We start from the raw sequence: 14,788 nt of genomic DNA on the forward strand, positions 1-14,788 counted from the left end.
GGCGAGCGGTCCGACACATCCGGCGCCGTCGACCCCTCGGCTAGGGTCGGGACGTGCACGACCCCTCCGCCGACCGCCCCGACGAAGAGCCCCGGGCCCGCCCCCGACCCCGAGCCCGCGGCACGGTGCGGATCGGGACCGTCGCCGGGGCAGAGGTGCTCGTCAGCACGTCCTGGTTCGTGGTGGCGGCCCTGATCGCGGTGATGGTGGCGCCGCGGGTGGAGCAGGTCGAGCCGGGGCTGGGCCCCTGGAAGTATGTGGCGGGGGCGGCGTTCGCCGTGGTCTTCTACCTCTCCATCCTGCTGCACGAGGCCTCGCACGCCCTGATGGCCCGCCGTCTGGGCTATCCCGTCAGCTCGATCACCCTGCACTTCCTCGGCGGGATGACCGCGGTCGACCGGGAGGCCCGCACCCCCCGGGCCGAGTTCTGGATCGCGGTGGTGGGTCCGTTGACCTCGCTCGCCGTCGGCGCCGCGGGTGTCGGGCTGTGGTTCGTCACCCCCGAGGGGCTGCTGCGGGTGGCCGTGGAGGGGCTGGCCGGCGCCAACCTGCTCCTCGGCGTGCTCAACCTCGTGCCAGGGCTCCCGCTGGACGGCGGTCGCGTCCTGAAGTCGCTGGTCTGGGGGGTCAGCGGGAGCGTGCACCGCGGCACCGTGGCGGCGGGCTGGGGCGGACGGGTCGTCGCGGTGCTCGTCCTCTCCTGGCCGCTCGTCCAGTCCGAGCTGCTGGGGGTCGCGCCCAGGCTCCTGGACTACCTCCTCGTCCTGCTGCTGGGCGGGTTCCTGTGGGCCGGGGCCACCGCCTCCCTGATGCAGGCCCGGCTGCGCCGACGCCTCCCCGCCCTGGCCGCCCGTCCCCTGGCCCGCCGCGCGCTCAAGGTCGCCCCCGAGCTGCCGGTGGGGGAGGCGGTGCGGATGGCCCAGGACGCGCGGGCCGGCGCCCTCGTGGCCGTCGCCCCCGACGGGCGGCCCCTGGGGATCGTGAGCGAGGCCGCGTTGCTGGCCACCCCGCCCGAGCGGCGTCCGTGGATGCCGGTCTCCAGCCTCACCCACACCCTCGAGCAGGGGATGACGCTTCCGGTCGAGATCGCCGGCGAGCAGCTGGTCGCCGCCATCTCGCGCCACCCGTTCCCCGAGTACCTCCTGGTAACCCCGGACGGTGCCGTCCAGGGCGTGCTCAGTGCCGCCGACGTCGATCGCGCCTTCCGCGAGGTGGCGCACTAGGGTTCCGGCCATGTCGCAGAACCAGGCACCAGGCACCGCCAGCACCCCGGACGTCCCGCAGGAGGCGTTCTCGGGCGTGCACCGAGGCCCGCTGCGGGCTGGGGAGTGGGTCAGGCTGCTGGACCAGAAGGGGCGGCGGCACAACTTCGAGCTGGTCCCGGGCAAGCGGTTCTTCTCCAACCGCGGCCATCTCGAGCACGACGACCTGATCGGCCGGGAGGAGGGCTTCACCCTCGCCTCCTCGGCCGGCGGCGAGTACCTGGTCTTCCGCCCGCTGCTCTCGGAGTTCGTGGTCTCGATGCCCCGCGGTGCCGCCGTGGTCTACCCGAAGGACGCGGCCCAGATCGTCTCCTCCGCCGACATCTTCCCGGGTGCGCGGGTGGTGGAGGCGGGCGCCGGCTCCGGCGCGCTGACCTGCTCGCTGCTGCGCGCGGTGGGACCGCACGGACAGGTGATCAGCTGGGAGCGCCGCGAGGAGTTCGCGGAGGTGGCCAGGCGCAACGTGGAGCAGTTCTTCGGCGGCCCTCACCCTGCCTGGGACCTGCGCCTGGGTGACCTCGCCGAGGAGCTGCCGGGCGCCACGGCCGCGCCGGAGCAGCGGGTCGACCGCGTCATCTTGGACATGCTGGCGCCCTGGGAGTGCATCGACGCCGTCGCGGGCGCGCTGGTGCCGGGCGGGATCGTCTGCGCCTACGTCGCCACGACCACCCAGCTCTCCAAGGTGGTGGAGACGCTGCGGGCGCACGGGGAGTTCACCGAGCCCCACGCCTGGGAGTCGCTGGTCCGCGACTGGCACGTCGAGGGGCTCGCCGTGCGGCCCGACCACAAGATGATCGGCCACACCGCCTTCCTGGTCACCGCCCGTCGGATGGCGCCGGGGGAGCGGCCGCCCAAGAAGAAGCGGCGCCCCGCACCCGGCGCCTACGGCGTCGACTACACCGGGCCCCGTCCCGCCGACCTGCCCCCCCAGCCGGCCGAGGAGAGTGCCGAGGGCTGAGCCCGGCCGGTCCGGCACCGTCGTGGTGGCGGGCCCGCCCGCCTGCCCCACGCCCCGACACATCTGGATATGGACGCCGGATGCGTGGGGGCATGGGTAGTGTCACTGAACAGGAGGTGACGCCATGTCGTTCTCGGAAGGTGCACCGGGGCAGAGCCCCGACGAGCAGGTCAGGCACGCACGGGCACTCGAGCAGGAGATCGCCGAGCTCCGCCGCAGGCTGGCCGAGACTCCGGGTCAGGGCCGCGGCCTCGAGCTCCGACTGGCCGAGACCGAGCGGTCCCTCGCCGCGGTGACCAGCCAGAACGAGCGGCTGGCGCACACCCTGCGGGAGGCGCGCGACCAGATCATGAAGCTCAAGGAGGAGGTCGACCGCCTCGCCCAGCCGCCGGCGGGCTTCGGGACCTTCCTGACCAAGAACGACGACGGCTCCGTCGACGTCTTCACCGGCGGCCGCAAGCTCCGGGTCAACGTCAGCCCCTCGGTGGAGGTCGACGAGCTGGTCCGCGGGCAGGAGGTCATGCTCAACGAGGCGCTCAACGTGGTCGACGCGCACGGCTTCGAGCAGGTCGGCGAGGTGGTGATGCTCAAGGAGCTCCTCCAGGACGGCGCGCGGGCCCTGGTGATCGGCAACGCCGACGAGGAGCGGGTGGTGCGGCTCGCCCAGCCCCTGCTGGAGATCCACCTGCGCGCCGGTGACTCCCTGCTGCTCGACACCCGCTCCGGCTACGCCTACGAGAAGGTGCCGAAGTCGGAGGTCGAGGAGCTGGTCCTCGAGGAGGTGCCCGACATCGCCTACGAGTCGATCGGCGGGCTGGTGAGCCAGATCGACGCCATCAGGGACGCGGTCGAGCTCCCCTACCTGCACCCGGACCTCTTCCTGGAGCACAAGCTCAAGCCCCCGAAGGGCGTGCTGCTCTACGGCCCGCCCGGCTGCGGCAAGACGCTGATCGCCAAGGCGGTCGCCAACTCCCTGGCCAAGAAGGTCGCGGCGCGGACCGGGGCCGAGGGGAAGTCCTACTTCCTCAACATCAAGGGCCCCGAGCTGCTCAACAAGTACGTCGGCGAGACCGAGCGGCACATCCGCCTGGTCTTCCAGCGGGCCCGGGAGAAGGCGAGCATGGGCACGCCGGTCATCGTCTTCTTCGACGAGATGGACTCCCTCTTCCGGACCCGGGGCTCCGGGGTCTCCTCCGACGTGGAGAACACCATCGTCCCCCAGCTCCTCAGCGAGATCGACGGTGTGGAGACGCTGGAGAACGTGCTGGTCATCGGCGCCTCGAACCGCGAGGACATGATCGACCCGGCGATCCTGCGGCCCGGGCGCCTGGACGTGAAGATCAAGATCGAGCGTCCCGACGCCGAGTCGGCGCGCGACATCTTCTCCAAGTACCTCACCGCCGACCTGCCGCTGCACGCCCACGACCTCGCCGAGTTCGGGGGCGACCGGGAGGCCTGCGTCCAGGCGATGATCCGGGCCACGGTGGAGCGCATGTACACCGAGTCCGAGGAGAACCGCTTCCTGGAGGTCACCTACGCCAACGGCGACAAGGAGGTCCTCTACTTCAAGGACTTCAACTCCGGGGCGATGATCCAGAACATCGTCGACCGGGCCAAGAAGATGGCGATCAAGGACCTCCTCGACCTCGACCAGCGCGGCCTGCGGGTGCAGCACCTGCTCCAGGCGTGCGTCGACGAGTTCAAGGAGAACGAGGACCTGCCCAACACCACCAACCCCGACGACTGGGCCCGCATCTCCGGCAAGAAGGGGGAGCGGATCGTCTTCATCAGGACGCTGGTCACCGGCAAGCAGGGCACCGAGCCCGGCCGCTCGATCGACACCGTCTCCAACACCGGGCAGTACCTGTGACGGGGCCGAGCGAGCAGGTCGAGCGGTCCGAGAGCGAGGCTGTCCTGCGGGTCCGCCAGGACCTGGGTCCGGCCCTGGAGCCCGAGCTGGTCGAGGGCTTCGCCGACCGGATCGAGCAGGTGGTCCGGCAGCGCTGGGAGGTGGAGTCCGACCGGCGTGACCGGGTCGAGCGCAGGATCGCCAACGCCGGTCCGCGTCAGCTCGGCCTGGCGATCATCTCGCTCGTCTCCTTCATCCCGCTGGCCATCGTCCTGGGCATCCAGGAGCAGACCCTGGCGCTGCTGATGGCATTGACCGCGATCGTGGCGGTCAACCTGGCTCACGCCTGGCAGAGTCGTCACTGAGACGTACGGTGGGCACATGAGTGTGCGACGCGTCATGGGGACCGAGGTCGAGTACGGCATCTCGGTGGCCGGCTCCCCGCAGGCCAACCCGATGGTGGCCTCCTCCCAGGTGGTCAACGCCTACGCCACCGCGACCCTGAAGGCGCGGCGTGCCCGCTGGGACTTCGAGGAGGAGTCCCCGCTGCGTGACGCCCGCGGCTACGACATGTCGCGCCAGGTCGCCGACGTCAGCCAGCTCACCGACGAGGACCTCGGCCTGGCCAACGTGATCCTGACCAACGGCGCCCGGCTCTACGTCGACCACGCGCACCCGGAGTACTCGACTCCCGAGGTGACCACCCCGCTCGACGTCGTCCGCTGGGACAAGGCCGGCGAGCTGGTCATGCTCGACGCGGCGAAGCTGGCGCGCCAGCTCCCGGGGTCGCCCCAGATCCTGCTGTACAAGAACAACACCGACAACAAGGGTGCCTCCTACGGCGCCCACGAGAACTACCTGATGCGCCGGTCCACCCCGTTCCAGGACATCGTGCGTCACCTGATCCCGTTCTTCGTCAGCCGTCAGGTCGTCTGCGGCGCCGGCCGGGTCGGCCTGGGCGCCGACGGGCGCGACCACGGCTTCCAGGTGAGTCAGCGGGCCGACTTCTTCGAGGTGGAGGTGGGCCTCGAGACCACGCTCAAGCGGCCGCTCGTCAACACCCGCGACGAGCCCCACGCCGACCCGGAGAAGTACCGGCGGCTGCACGTCATCCTCGGGGACGCCAACCTGGCCGAGATCTCGACCTACCTCAAGGTCGGCACCACCTCGCTGGTCCTGGCGATGATCGAGGACCGCTTCATCACCTCCGACCTGTCGGTGGACAAGTCCGTCGCCTCACTGCGGGCGGTCTCCCACGACCCCTCGCTGACCCACCTCCTCACCCTGGGCGACGGCCGGCGCCTGACCGCCGTACAGCTCCAGTGGGAGTACCTGGAGCTGGCCCGCAAGTACGTCGAGAGCACCGGCGAGACCGACCCGCAGACCGCCGACGTGCTGGCGCGCTGGGAGTCGGTGCTCGACCGGCTCGAGCGCGACCCCTTCCTGTGCGCCGCCGAGCTCGACTGGGTGGCCAAGCTCAAGCTGCTCACCCAGTACCGCGACCGCGACGGGCTCGACTGGGACGACGCCAAGCTGCAGCTGATCGACCTCCAGTACTCCGACCTCCGGCCCGACAAGGGGCTCTACCAGCGGCTCGTCCGGGCCGGGCGGATCGAGCGCCTCCTCGACGACCGGAGCGTCGAGGCCGCGATGCACGAGCCCCCCACCGACACCCGCGCCTACTTCCGCGGCAGGTGCCTGGAGAAGTACCCCGCCGACGTGGCCGCCGCGTCCTGGGACTCGGTCATCTTCGACATCCCCGGCCGGGAGTCCCTGCAGCGCATCCCCACCATCGACCCCCTGCGGGGCACCCGCGCCCATGTGGGGGCGCTGCTCGACCGGTGCGAGACCGCCGACCAGCTCTTCACCGCCCTGACCACTTAAGCCGCCCGTCAGCACGGGCCCTACCGATAAGGTCGCAGACATGTCCCAGGAGCAGAAGCAGCCCCGGAAGTCCTCCCAGGAGGAGGAGCTCGGAGACGAGGTCGCGGCCGACGAGGTGGCCGAGCGCAAGGACGCCCTCGACGACGACGTCGACGCCATCCTCGACGAGATCGACGACGTCCTGGAGACCAACGCCGAGGACTTCGTGAAGTCCTTCATCCAGAAGGGCGGTCAGTGATGACCGACGCCACGCCGCGCCTGCGCGCGGCCTACCTGCAGCCAGGCTCGTCGTCCTTCGCCGACTTCCTCGCCGACCAGGCCCCCGAGCTGCTGCCGTCGCGGCGCGCCCTGCCGCCGATCGACGCCGCCCACCTCGCCCCGCACGGCACCACCATCGTCGCGGCCACCTTCCCCGGCGGCGTGATGATGGCCGGCGACCGCCGGGCCACCATGGGCAACATCATCGCCCAGCGCGACATCGAGAAGGTGTTCCCGGCCGACGAGTTCTCCTGCGTCGGGATCGCCGGCACGGCCGGTCTCGCGGTCGAGATGGTGCGCCTGTTCCAGACCGAGCTCGAGCACTACGAGAAGATCGAGGGCACCACCCTCTCCATGGACGGCAAGGCCAACCGGCTCGCCGCGCTGATCCGCTCCAACCTCGGCCTGGCGATGCAGGGGCTGGCGGTGGTGCCGCTCTTCGCCGGCTTCGACCTGTCCGCCGGACAGGGACGCATCTTCTCCTACGACGTCACCGGCGGGCGCTACGAGGAGACGGCCTTCCACGCCGTCGGCTCCGGCTCCCTCTTCGCCCGCGGGTCGCTGAAGAAGCTCTACCGCGAAGACCTCGACGCCGAGGGGTGCGTCACCGCGGTCGTCCAGGCGCTCTACGACGCCGCCGACGACGACTCCGCCACCGGCGGCCCCGACCTGGCCCGCCGCATCTTCCCGGTCGTCCACGTGATCACCGCCGAGGGCGGGCGCCGCCTCGCCGACGACGAGGTCGCCGAGATCGCCGACCGCATCCTGGCCGGCCGGATGCTGCGACCCGACGGCCCCGCCGCCTCGCTCACGTGATGCGACCCGCCCCAGCCGCCCCTGCCGTCCAGGAGGACCCGACCCGATGAGCATGCCTTTCTACGTCTCTCCGGAGCAGCAGATGAAGGACCGGGCCGACTTCGCCCGGAAGGGGATCGCGCGTGGTCGCTCGGTGGTCGTCGTCCAGTACGCCGACGGCGTCCTCTTCGTCTCCGAGAACCCCTCCCAGGCGCTGCACAAGGTCTCGGAGATCTACGACCGCATCGCCTTCGCGGCGGTGGGCCGCTACAACGAGTTCGAGAACCTGAGGATCGCCGGGGTGCGCCTGGCCGACGTCCGCGGCTACTCCTACGACCGCCGCGACGTCACCTGCCGCGGGCTGGCCAACGCCTACGCGCAGACGCTCGGCACCATCTTCAGCAGCGGCGGGGAGAAGCCCTACGAGGTGGAGCTCTTCGTCGCCGAGATCGGCGACTCCGCCGACGACGACCAGATCTACCGCCTCACCTACGACGGGCAGGTGGCCGACGAGCACGGCTTCGCCGTGATGGGCGGCGCCGCCGACGTGGTCGCGGCCCACCTCAAGGAGCACTACCGCCCGGGCCTGGACCTGGACGAGGCGATCCGTCTCGCGGTGGCAGCCCTGGGGCACTCCGAGTCGGCCGACCGCGTGATCCCGGTGAGCGACCTCGAGGTCGCGGTGCTCGACCGGAGCCGCACCCAGGTGCGCAAGTTCCACCGTGTCCGCGGCGAGCGGCTGAACGTGGTGCTGGGAGGGCGGGGGGCGACCTCTGGTCCCCAGCAGGAGGAGACCCCGACGGAGGCCGAGCAGCCCGCCTCCGCTCCGGCGACACCGCCGGTCGCGCCGCCGATCGCACCTCCGGTCACACCCCCGGCGTCCCCACCGACCGCGCCGCAGGACCCGGCATCCTCCCCGGTGCGTCCCCAGGAGGACGAGCCGGGGCCGCGGCCGCCGGTAGACCCCCTGGACCCTCTGGCGTGAGAGGCGCGGGAGGGGCGGCTGCAGTCGCCCTGGCCTGCCTTCTTGCCCTCCCCGCCTGCTCCGATCCATCCGGTCCCGGTGACGCGCCACCACGCGCCGTGGCGCCTCAGCCCCGGTCCTCGACCGAGCCCGAGCACCGCGAGCCGTTGGTGGTGATCGGGCATGCCACCCGTCCGCGACCGCGCCTCGGGCTGGGCCGGGCTCGGCGCCTGGTCATGGCCCGCGACACCTCGCCGCCCAGGGCCGAGCTTCGGCGGGTCCTGGGCGACCCAGGGGCGCTCGGGGTGGTGCCGGCGCGGGTGGTCGACGCACGGGTGCGCACCGCGGTGGTCGCCGGGGTCGACCCGCTCCGCGACCCAGGGGAGTACCCGTTCCAGGTGGCCGCGCCCGAGCCGCCGGGGCGCCCGGTCAGCCTGACGGTGGCGGGGGACGTGATGCTCACCCGCGGGGTCACCGACCCGGCGGCCGCCCTGGCCCCGCTCTCCTCCCGCCTGGCGCGGGCGGACCTGACGGTGGCGAACCTCGAGGGCACCCTGTCCCGGGCCGGCGCACCGACCCAGGGCAGCGACTCCTTCGGTGCCGAGCCGTCCGTGCTGGGGATCCTCGAGGCAGCCGGGGTCGATGCCGTCTCGCTCGCCAACAACCACACCGGTGACTACGGCCCTGACGCACTCCTGGAGACCGTCTCTCGGCTGCGGGACTCCTCGGTGGTCCCCTTCGGTGCGGGCCGGAACCTGCTGCGAGCCGCGGCCCCCGCCATCCTGGAGCGCGGCGGGGTGCGCTTCGGGCTCCTCGGCTTCAACGCGATCGGGGAGACCCCGGCAGCCACCGGGAAGGCCCCCGGAGCCCACTCGGTACGGATGCCACCGCGCACCGGACCGTTGGTGCGCGCCGATCTCGACCGCGTGCTGGCCGGTGTCCGGGCGCTGGACCGCCGCGTCGACGTCGTCGTGGTGCTCCCGCACTGGGGTACCCAGTACACCCATCGAGCCGAGCCGGTGCAGCGCCAGGTCGGCCGCGAGCTTGTCGCGGCCGGCGCGGACCTGGTGGTGGGCGGTCACCCGCACTGGGTGCAGGGACTCGAGTGGCACCAGGGGCGCCTGCTCGCCCACTCCCTGGGCAACTTCGTCTTCGACATGGACTTCATGATCCAGACCCAGCAGGGCGTGCTGCTGGAGGCGGTCTTCTGGGGCGAGGACCTCAAGGGCGTCGAGCTGCTTCCCTACCGGATGGGCGAGGGCTTCGCCCCCCGGCCGGCGGAGCCGTCGGAGGCCGCGGAGATCCTGGGCGACGTGTGGCGGTCCAGCACCGGCCCCTTCGCCCTCAGCTGAGCCGGCCGAGCCAGGCCAGGACGACGCGCCCCGTGCGCAGCAGCTGCGCGCGGTCCACCACCCCGGGTGTGTCGGCGGCGCTGTGGTAGCCGGCGTACGGGGTGCTCCCCAGGCGTACCCCGGGCAGGCCCGCCCGGACGAACGACCAGTGGTCGCTGGCCCTGTTGTCCCGGCACGGTGTCACGGGCGCTCCTGCGCGCGCCGCCGCTGCCAGGACCTGGGCGCGGAGACGGTCGGGGGCGCCGGCGCTGCAGACGGGGACGCGGAGGCCCACACCGACCCGGTCCAGCGACACCATGCCGCGCAGGGCTCGGCGCTGGAGGGCCGGCATGGTGCGGACGTAGTGCCGCGACCCGTAGTGGTGGTCGTCGTCGCCTGGACCGCGCGGCTCCTCGGCACCGAAGGCGACCAGCACGACCGGGAGCCGGCTGCGGGTCGCGGAGAGCGCCCGCGCCACCGCGACGAGCACCCCCACGCCCGAGGCGTTGTCCTCGGCGCCTGGCGCGACGGGCACCGTGTCGAGGTGGGCGCCCACCAGCAGGTGGGGCTCGCCGGGGTCGAAGCCCGGCATGGTGGCCACCACGTTGGCCGAGCGACCGGCCGGGACGGGCACGCCCCAGGAGTCTCCTGACGGCACGGCGAACCGTGTCGTCCTGGTCTGCCACCCGGCCTCCTCGAGCTCGCCGGCCACCCAGCGGCCCGCCTGCGCGAAGGCAGTTCCGGTGGCGGGACGCGGTCCGATCCGTCCCGCCAGGTGCCGCACGACGCCCACCGCAGTCCGAGGGTCCTGGTCCCCTGGCCGCACCAGCCGGGACGGGGGCGCCGGCTGGGTGGTCGGCTGCTCGGACGGCGTCGCGGCGGGCGTCGCGCTCCGGACCGGTGCCTCGGTGGTAGGGGGGTCCTGCACGCGCGTGCCGGAGTCCTGGCAGGCCGAGAGCAGGCTCGCCAGGACGAGCGGGACCAGGCGGAGGGCGGCTGCGCGCACGCCCCATGGTCGCACCCTCGGACGCTGTGCGGAGAACGATTGCGGTCCGGGTTCCGGGCAAGGTCTGGTGCCTGCCCCTAGGGTGGATTCATGGACCGTCGGATCTTCGGGATCGAGAACGAGTACGGAGTCACGTGCACGTTCAAGGGTCAGCGCCGCCTCAGCCCCGACGAGGTGGCGCGCTACCTCTTCCGCAAGGTGGTCTCGTGGGGGCGCAGCAGCAACGTCTTCCTGCGCAACGGCTCCCGTCTCTATCTCGACGTCGGCAGCCACCCGGAGTACGCGACGCCCGAGTGCGACGATGTCACCGAGCTGGTCACCCACGACAAGGCGGGTGAACGGATCCTGGAGGGGCTGCTGCTCGACGCCGAGCAGCGACTGCACGACGAGGGCATCTCCGGCGACATCTACCTCTTCAAGAACAACACCGACTCGGCCGGCAACTCCTACGGCTGCCACGAGAACTACCTGGTGGGACGGGCGGGGGAGTTCAGCCGGCTCGCCGAGGTGCTGATCCCCTTCCTGGTCACCAGGCAGATCCTGGTCGGTGCCGGAAAGGTCAGCCAGACGCCCCGCGGGGCGTCCTACTCGGTCTCGCAGCGCGCCGAGCACATCTGGGAGGGCGTCTCCAGCGCGACCACCCGCAGCCGGCCGATCATCAACACCCGCGACGAGCCGCACGCAGACGCGGAGAAGTACCGCCGGCTGCACGTGATCGTCGGTGACTCCAACATGAGCGAGACCACCACGATGCTCAAGGTCGCCTCCTGCGACCTGGTGCTGCGGATGATCGAGGAGGGCGTGGTGCTGCGCGACCTCACCATGGAGAACCCGATCCGGGCCATCCGGGAGATCTCCCACGACATGACCGGCCGCCGCAAGGTGCGGCTGGCCAACGGCCGCGAGGCGAGCGCGCTGGAGATCCAGGCCGAGTACCTCGGCAAGGCCCGGGAGTTCGTGGACCACCGGGGCATCTCCACCCCGCTCATCGAGCGGACGCTCGACCTCTGGGAGCGGGGCCTCAAGGCGGTGGAGTCCGACGACCTCGGCCTGGTCGACCGCGAGCTCGACTGGGTGATCAAGTGGAAGCTGATCGAGCGCTACCGGCACAAGCACTCCCTGCCCCTGGGCCACGCGCGGATCGCCCAGCTCGACCTCGCCTACCACGACATCCACCGCGGTCGCGGGCTCTACTACCTGCTGGAGAAGCGGGGCGCGGTCGCCCGGGTCACCACCGACCTGAAGATCTTCGAGGCCAAGTCGGTGCCGCCGCAGGGCACGCGGGCCCGGCTGCGCGGGGAGTTCATCCGGACCGCGCAGGAGCGACGCCGGGACTTCACCGTCGACTGGGTCCACCTCAAGCTCAACGACCAGGCCCAGCGGACCGTCCTCTGCAAGGATCCCTTCCGAGCCCACGACGAGCGGGTCCAGCGACTCATCGACGGCATGTGAGTGGGTTCGGCGGTTTCTCAGGTCGCCCGGATATGGTGGCCGCGCTCCTACCACCTTCGCGAAAGTAGAACCCTGTGTCTCGTCGTGTCCTGGCAGCCTCCACCCTCGCTCTGAGCCTCTTCGCGCTCGCCGCCTGCGGCGGCGGCGACTCCGACGACGCCTCGTCGGGCGCCGGCCTGGAGGCGGTGACCATCAAGGCTGAGTCGGGGAAGGCGCCCGAGGTCACCTGGAAGGAGCAGCTCGGACCCGACGAGGTCGAGACCGAGGTGCTCCTCGAGGGCGACGGCGAGAAGACGGAGGAGGGCGACCGGGTCGCGGCCCACATCTGGATCGGCAACGGGTTCGACAAGGTCGAGGCCTACAACTCCCACCAGCAGGGTGGCGTGCCCCAGATGATCACGCTCGACGACACCCTCCTGCCCGGTCTGCGCGCGAGCCTGCTCGGCCAGCAGATCGGCTCGACGGTCGCGGTGGCGGCCTCCGCCGAGGACGCCTACGGCGAGTCCGGCAACGCCCAGCTCGGCATCGGCAACCAGGACGGCGTCCTGTTCGTCACCGAGCTCGTCACCAAGGTGCTCGACAGCCCGCAGGGCGAGGAGCGCGCTCCCGCCAAGTGGGCCCCGGAGCTGGTCGAGAAGGACGGTGTGGTCACCGGCCTCGACTTCGCCGGCAAGCCCGCCCCCAACGACAAGCTGTGGGTCACCAAGACCGTCAAGGGGGACGGCCCGGTGGTCAAGAAGGGCCAGACGGTCATCGCCAACTACCTCGGTCAGGTCTACAAGGGCAAGAAGCCCTTCGACGAGTCCTACTCCAAGGGCGAGCCGGTGCCCTTCGAGATCGGTGTCGGCAAGGTCGTGAAGGGCTGGGACCAGGCGCTGGTCGGAGAGACCGTCGGCTCCCGCGTCATCGTCGCGATCCCGCCCGCCCTGGGCTACGGCAAGAAGGGGCGCCCCGACGCCGGCATCAAGGGGACCGACACCCTCTACTTCGTGGTCGACATCCTCGCCGCGGTCTGACGCAGGGACCTGACGGGGGCGAGGCGGACGGTGACCAACCGGAAGAGCGAACGGCTGCTCAACCTGCTCATCATGCTGCTGGTGCAGCAGCGCTTCGTCCCCAAGTCCCGGATCCGGGAGATCCTCTACCCCGGCCAGGGCGAGGACGCCTTCGAGCGGATGTTCGACCGCGACAAGGAGGAGCTGCGCAGCCTCGGCGTCCCGGTCGAGGTGGGCACCCTGGACGCCTACTTCGACGACGAGGTCGGCTACCGGATCCGTCCCGACGAGCTGGCCCTGCCCGAGATCAGCCTGGACGCCGACGAGGCCGCGGTGGTGGGCCTCGCCGGCAAGGTCTGGCAGCACGCCACGCTGGCGGAGGCCACCACGGAGGCGCTGCGCAAGCTGGCGGCCGCCAACGTGCCGGTCGACGTGGCCGCCCTGGACATCGTGGAGCCGCACATCGGCGCCGACGAGCCGGCGTTCGACACGTTCTGGCAGGCGACGCAGGAGCGGCGCGCGGTGGTCTTCGACTACCGGCGCCCGGGCGAGGGCGCGCCGACCACGCGGCACCTCCAGCCCTGGGGCGTGGTGCGCTACTCGGGTCGCTGGTACGCCGTCGGCTTCGACACCGACCGCGGGGAGGAGCGGGTCTTCCGGCTCTCGCGGATCGTGGGGCCGGCCCGGCTGGCCGGGGCCCCTGGCGGCTACGACGTGCCCGAGGGCACCGACATCCGCGCGGTGACCACGCGCCTGGTCCCGGCGCCCGAGAGCGAGGAGATCACCGTCCTGGTGCGCACCGGGACGGGGCACGGGCTGCGCCGGATGGCCGAGAGCATCGAGCAGGGCGTGGCCGGGCCCGACCGGGAGACGCCGTGGGACCGGGTGCGCCTGGTCGGCAGCCCCGCCGCGGTGGCCGACGAGGTCCTGCCCTACGGCGCCAACGCCTACGTGGAGTCGCCCGAGTCGCTGCGCCGGCAGGTCCGCGACCGGCTCGCGGGCCCCGCCCGGAGCGGGGGTGCCTCATGACGTCGGCCGGCAGCGGGGCCCGCGACCAGGTCGCCCGCCTGCTCACCCTGGTGCCCTTCCTGCACGCCCACGGCTCGGTCCGGCTCGAGGACGCGGCCGAGGCCCTGGGCACCACGACCGCGCAGGTCGTGCGCGACCTCAAGGTGCTCCTGATGTGCGGGCTGCCCGGCGGCTACCCCGACGACCTCATCGACGTCGACCTCGACGCGCTGGAGGGGGAGGGCGCCGACGGGGTGATCCGGGTCTCCAACGCCGACTACCTCTCCCGCCCGCTGCGTCTCACCCCCACCGAGGCCACCGCGCTCATCGTCGCGCTGCGCGCGGTGCGCGACAGCTCGCCCGGCCCTACCCGCGAGGTCGTCGACCGGACCCTGGCCAAGCTCGAGCAGGCCGCCGCCGACGGCAGCGCCCACCGGCAGGTCGAGCTGGACCCCACCGACCAGGGGGTGGGAGAGATCCGGGCGTCGCTGGAGCGTGCCCTGGACGAGCAGCGACAGGTGCGCCTGACCTACTGGGTGCCCACCCGGGACGAGGCCGGTGAGCGGGTGGTCGACCCCGTGCGCCTGTGGCGGGCCGAGGGATTCGACTACCTGGAGGGCTGGTGCCGCTCCGCGGAGGGACTCCGCGTCTTCCGCCTCGACCGGATCCACGCGCTGGAGGTGCTCGACGAGCCCGCGGCGCGCCACGACGACGAGCGCACTGACCTCTCGGACGCCCTCTTCGCCCACGCCCGGGCCGGGCGGCGGGTCACGCTCCTGCTGGGCCCCGGGGCCCACTGGGTGCCGGAGTACTTCCCCGTCGAGGCGGTCCGGCACCGCGAGGACGGGCGGCTGGAGGTCGATCTCCTGGTCGGCGACGAGCGGTGGCTGACGCGGCTGGTGCTCCGGCTGGCCCCGCACGCCGAGGTGCTGGCTCCCGCCGAGCTGGCCGAGACCTGTCGGGCGTCCGCCCGAAAGGCCCTCGCCCTCTACGACAGGCCCCCGGCGTAGCATGGGAGCGTCTCAC

General features: G+C 72.1%; 14 protein-coding genes. 13 read left to right on the forward strand and 1 reads right to left on the reverse strand.

Annotated features, from left to right (window positions below; genetic code table 11):
* Positions 1 to 53 precede the first annotated feature (53 nt).
* The 9 genes from AC4BGE_RS13575 to AC4BGE_RS13615 all read left to right on the forward strand — a co-directional run bounded on the left by AC4BGE_RS13575 (position 54) and on the right by AC4BGE_RS13615 (position 9,322).
* Complete coding sequence (locus AC4BGE_RS13575; protein WP_490575627.1) at positions 54 to 1,223, forward strand: site-2 protease family protein; 1,170 nt, start codon at positions 54 to 56, stop codon at positions 1,221 to 1,223.
* A 10-nt stretch (positions 1,224 to 1,233) separates the two neighbouring features.
* Entirely contained in the window at positions 1,234 to 2,220 is a 987-nt protein-coding gene (locus tag AC4BGE_RS13580; RefSeq protein WP_490572266.1) for a tRNA (adenine-N1)-methyltransferase, read from the forward strand.
* A gap of 124 nt (positions 2,221 to 2,344) precedes the next feature.
* On the forward strand, positions 2,345 to 4,090 hold the full coding sequence (gene arc / locus AC4BGE_RS13585) for a proteasome ATPase (RefSeq protein WP_490572265.1): 1,746 nt from the start codon (positions 2,345 to 2,347) through the stop codon (positions 4,088 to 4,090).
* Positions 4,087 to 4,434 (forward strand): hypothetical protein, encoded by a 348-nt coding sequence (locus tag AC4BGE_RS13590; RefSeq protein ID WP_490572264.1) that lies wholly within the window; start codon positions 4,087 to 4,089, stop codon positions 4,432 to 4,434. The genes arc and AC4BGE_RS13590 overlap by 4 nt, the downstream gene beginning before the upstream one ends.
* A gap of 16 nt (positions 4,435 to 4,450) precedes the next feature.
* The gene (dop, locus tag AC4BGE_RS13595) at positions 4,451 to 5,953 is read left to right on the forward strand and encodes a depupylase/deamidase Dop (protein WP_490572263.1); all 1,503 of its coding nucleotides are present in this window, start codon (positions 4,451 to 4,453) and stop codon (positions 5,951 to 5,953) included.
* 40 nt (positions 5,954 to 5,993) lie between these two features.
* Complete coding sequence (locus AC4BGE_RS13600; protein ID WP_490572262.1) at positions 5,994 to 6,191, forward strand: ubiquitin-like protein Pup; 198 nt, start codon at positions 5,994 to 5,996, stop codon at positions 6,189 to 6,191.
* Positions 6,191 to 7,027 carry a proteasome subunit beta gene (gene prcB / locus AC4BGE_RS13605; protein ID WP_490572261.1) on the forward strand — a complete coding sequence of 279 codons (837 nt, stop codon included), beginning with the start codon at positions 6,191 to 6,193 and terminating at the stop codon, positions 7,025 to 7,027. The genes AC4BGE_RS13600 and prcB overlap by 1 nt, the downstream gene beginning before the upstream one ends.
* A gap of 46 nt (positions 7,028 to 7,073) precedes the next feature.
* The gene (prcA, locus tag AC4BGE_RS13610; protein ID WP_490572260.1) at positions 7,074 to 7,991 is read left to right on the forward strand and encodes a proteasome subunit alpha; all 918 of its coding nucleotides are present in this window, start codon (positions 7,074 to 7,076) and stop codon (positions 7,989 to 7,991) included.
* A 98-nt stretch (positions 7,992 to 8,089) separates the two neighbouring features.
* On the forward strand, positions 8,090 to 9,322 hold the full coding sequence (locus AC4BGE_RS13615) for a CapA family protein (protein ID WP_490575628.1): 1,233 nt from the start codon (positions 8,090 to 8,092) through the stop codon (positions 9,320 to 9,322).
* On the opposite strand, the gene AC4BGE_RS13620 is transcribed toward AC4BGE_RS13615, so the two are convergent.
* Positions 9,315 to 10,307, reverse strand: coding sequence for a M28 family metallopeptidase (locus AC4BGE_RS13620; RefSeq protein WP_490575629.1), 993 nt, complete (start codon positions 10,305 to 10,307; stop codon positions 9,315 to 9,317). The two genes, AC4BGE_RS13615 and AC4BGE_RS13620, sit on opposite strands and share 8 nt — an antisense overlap.
* Before the next feature lie 90 nt (positions 10,308 to 10,397).
* On the opposite strand from AC4BGE_RS13620, the gene pafA reads away from it, so the two are divergent.
* The 4 genes from pafA (at position 10,398) to AC4BGE_RS13640 (ending at position 14,772) form a co-directional block, all read left to right on the forward strand.
* A complete protein-coding gene (pafA, locus tag AC4BGE_RS13625) occupies positions 10,398 to 11,759 on the forward strand; it encodes a Pup--protein ligase (protein ID WP_490572257.1) in 1,362 nt (453 codons plus the stop codon).
* 74 nt (positions 11,760 to 11,833) lie between these two features.
* On the forward strand, positions 11,834 to 12,775 hold the full coding sequence (locus tag AC4BGE_RS13630) for an FKBP-type peptidyl-prolyl cis-trans isomerase (RefSeq protein WP_490575630.1): 942 nt from the start codon (positions 11,834 to 11,836) through the stop codon (positions 12,773 to 12,775).
* Between the two features lie 30 nt (positions 12,776 to 12,805).
* On the forward strand, positions 12,806 to 13,783 hold the full coding sequence (locus AC4BGE_RS13635; protein ID WP_490575631.1) for a helix-turn-helix transcriptional regulator: 978 nt from the start codon (positions 12,806 to 12,808) through the stop codon (positions 13,781 to 13,783).
* Positions 13,780 to 14,772: a helix-turn-helix transcriptional regulator gene (locus AC4BGE_RS13640; protein ID WP_490575632.1), complete on the forward strand. Its 993-nt coding sequence runs from the start codon at positions 13,780 to 13,782 to the stop codon at positions 14,770 to 14,772. The genes AC4BGE_RS13635 and AC4BGE_RS13640 overlap by 4 nt, the downstream gene beginning before the upstream one ends.
* Positions 14,773 to 14,788: the final 16 nt, after the last annotated feature.

The sequence above is a fragment of the Nocardioides sp. Z50_6 genome, from assembly GCF_058215755.1.

Bases quoted from the DNA above. Each gene is read 5' to 3' on its own strand.
- pafA (WP_490572257.1), top strand. From the start codon at position 10,398: ATGGACCGTCGGATCTTCGGGATCGAGAACGAGTACGGAGTCACGTGC.
- prcB (WP_490572261.1), top strand. From the start codon at position 6,191: ATGACCGACGCCACGCCGCGCCTGCGCGCGGCCTACCTGCAGCCAGGC.
- AC4BGE_RS13580 (WP_490572266.1), top strand. From the start codon at position 1,234: ATGTCGCAGAACCAGGCACCAGGCACCGCCAGCACCCCGGACGTCCCG.
- arc (WP_490572265.1), top strand. From the start codon at position 2,345: ATGTCGTTCTCGGAAGGTGCACCGGGGCAGAGCCCCGACGAGCAGGTC.
- AC4BGE_RS13600 (WP_490572262.1), top strand. From the start codon at position 5,994: ATGTCCCAGGAGCAGAAGCAGCCCCGGAAGTCCTCCCAGGAGGAGGAG.
- AC4BGE_RS13640 (WP_490575632.1), top strand. From the start codon at position 13,780: ATGACGTCGGCCGGCAGCGGGGCCCGCGACCAGGTCGCCCGCCTGCTC.
- dop (WP_490572263.1), top strand. From the start codon at position 4,451: ATGAGTGTGCGACGCGTCATGGGGACCGAGGTCGAGTACGGCATCTCG.
- prcA (WP_490572260.1), top strand. From the start codon at position 7,074: ATGAGCATGCCTTTCTACGTCTCTCCGGAGCAGCAGATGAAGGACCGG.